3 protein-coding genes are annotated in these 2658 nt (G+C 63.7%); all 3 read right to left on the reverse strand.

Annotation, left to right across the window (positions count from 1 at the left end):
• On the reverse strand, nt 1–788 hold a 788-nt coding region (locus tag V5A53_RS14430; RefSeq protein ID WP_332314308.1), incomplete at its 3' end, for an HpcH/HpaI aldolase/citrate lyase family protein.
• A gap of 66 nt (nt 789–854) precedes the next feature.
• A complete protein-coding gene (locus V5A53_RS14435) occupies nt 855–1256 on the reverse strand; it encodes a hypothetical protein (protein WP_332314309.1) in 402 nt (133 codons plus the stop codon).
• Between the two features lie 76 nt (nt 1257–1332).
• Complete coding sequence (locus V5A53_RS14440; RefSeq protein ID WP_332314310.1) at nt 1333–2463, reverse strand: DHH family phosphoesterase; 1131 nt, start codon at nt 2461–2463, stop codon at nt 1333–1335.
• Nucleotides 2464–2658 lie beyond the last annotated feature (195 nt).

Consider the following 2658-nt stretch of genomic DNA (forward strand, 5'->3'; position numbering starts at 1 on the left):
TCTATCATCTCGCCGTCGACACGGAAGACACCCCGTCCCTCGTCGTCGGCCGCCTCGCGCGCTTCGAGGACGCGCTCTGCCCACTCGACGTCCGCTTCGGGGGGCGTGAAGGCCTCGTTGATGACGCCGACCTGCCCCGGGTGGATGGCCATCTTGCCGTCGTAGCCGAGTTGGGCCGCGAAAGCCGTCTCCTCGGCCAGTCGGTCGGTGGCCTCGATATCCGTGAAGACGGTGTCGATGGCATCGATATCGGCCGCCCCCGCCGCGAGGACGACGTGCTGGCGGGCGTGCGATACCTCCTCGCCGGAGTCGGTTCGGGTCGCGCCGATATCCGCCGAGAGGTCCTCCGCGCCGAAGGCGACCGCGTCGACCGCCGGCGTGGCAGCAATTGCCTGTGCGTTGAGCACGCCCGCCGCCGACTCACACAGCGCGAAGATCGGCAGATCGTAGCCGTGTTCGCGGACCAACTCGTCCATCTCGCGGACGCCCGCGGCCGACTCGGCTTTCGGCACCATCACGGCGTCGATGCGGGGGTCGCCGGCCAGCGCGGTTTCGAGGTCCGCATCGGCCGTCGCGGGGTCGGCGTTGACCCGAAGACAGACCTCACAGTCGGGGTCGAACGCCGGGTCCGTCAGGACGTCGTTGACCGCCGCCCGTCCGTCGGCCTTCCGGCCGGGGGCGACGGCGTCTTCGAGGTCGAACACGACCGTATCGGCGCCGGTGTTCGGCGCTTTATGCATCAGTGCCGGCTGATCGCCGGGGGAGAACAGCACGCTTCGTCGGGCCATACGTGGGCCATCGACGGGATTCCTGTTAAGTATGTCCCGGTCGGACCCGGTCGAGGGTGCCCCTCGCTATTCCTGCGAGCGGAACAGCCAGCGCGTATCGACGTCGGCATCCGTTCGCGTCTCGGCCTCGCGCATGAGATACAGACAGCCGAGTATGGCCAACGCTATCAACCAGAGCACGCCCGCGGACACGTGCCAGTTCGTGAGTGATGTCGGGAGAAGCGCCGCGATAGCCTGTGGGAGACTGATAACGAGGATGGAGCTACCGACGCCGAGGACGAATACCCGCCTCCGAAACACCAGCGACCCGATGACGGCCGCCACGAGGAGGTAGCCGAACACCGGTGACGACCCCCAGTTGGTGAGGGTAAGGACGTTCACGGGGAGCGCGATGACGGTTCCAGTGAGGAGCCCGATAGCGAACTTGAACCGTTCCTCCGGCCGACCGCGAAGCAGTTTGATGCTCATTCGTCGTTTCCTCCGGAGCATCCGACGTCGCGACGAGCGGGCCGTACAGGTACCGTTCGTATACGATGGTGAACCATCAGATATCACCCTCCAGCGCGGCGAAAAGGTCGTCGTTGAACTCCGGTGGTGGGCCCGTCAGCGGGTCGCTGTTCCCGCCGTCGGTGACGAGTTCGGGGATGGGGAACTTCCCGCCGCCCATGCGTGAGTGACCGCCAGCGCTGGCTTCCGGCACCTCGGCGGCCACCGCCTCCAGCGCCGCGCCGATATCGACCCGGTCGTCACGGGACCGCCCCGAAACGTGGGTCATCCCGCCGCGAGAGCCGTGGACGACGGCGGCGGTCACGCCTTCGAGGCGGATGAGTTCGTCCACGGCCTGGGGAATCGCATCGATGTTGTTGACCTCACCGACGTCGCTGATGAGGAACGAGCCGCGTTTCTCACGATTGGAGAAGGCACGGCCCTTGATAGCCAGAATCTCGGTATCTATCTCGGGGCTGGCAATACGACCGAGGAGTTTTTCATCGACGCCCTGACAGAGGTACGAGGCGGCTTCGTAGTCGGCACCGATGGCTCCCGAGGTGAGCTGCTCCGTGTCGGAGTGGATGCCGTACATGAGTCCGACGGCAAGGTTCGGGGGCAGGATGGTGGTATCGGCGTCCTTCCCATCGACGTCTCCGAGGTCATCGTCCACGTCGCTGGGTGCAACTGGCGTCACGCCGACGTCCCGGAGGTACTCGGTCACGATGCTCGCGCAGGAGCCGTAGTTGGTCCGCTTGTCAGTGAAATCAAGCCCCGTTCCGTCGCCGGGGTGGTGGTCGATGACGGCGATGGGCATTATCGAATCCATGCCTTCGAAACCACGTGGCGTATTGTGGTCGACGAGAACGACGTCGTCGGCCGCGATCTCGTCGGCACGAGTTATCCGGTCGAAGTCGGGGTCGAGAACGTTCTCGAAGACGCGGTTTTCCTGATGTCGAATCTGTCCCGGGTACTGGATCGTGTACTCCGTATCCACCATCGAGGCCAGATGGGCGATTCCCATCGCTGATGCCATCGCGTCCGGGTCGGGGTTCGGATGCATGAGGATGGCAATTTCCTCTCGCGTCTCGAGGACCGGTTCGAGCCGTTCGCCCATCGGCCGATAAATCCAGCTAACGAACAACCACAGGGAGATACCGACGGCGACGATACCGAGAATAGTGGCCACGAAGGCAGCGGGGGCGGGGATATAAGAATTGATCACCCCCGTTATGATGTCTACCGTTGATTTTAGCGCCGATAACATCTCTCTTGATTCTTGTTCAAGAGTTACTCTACTTAAAAACTATCCTCACATCACAGGTTGTGCCAGTTAATACGAGGGGGTGTTCGACCCCTTCGAACGGCTCCCCGAAGCCCGTTC

The sequence above is a fragment of the Natronomonas sp. genome (assembly GCF_036625485.1).
Taxonomy (GTDB): domain Archaea; phylum Halobacteriota; class Halobacteria; order Halobacteriales; family Haloarculaceae; genus Natronomonas.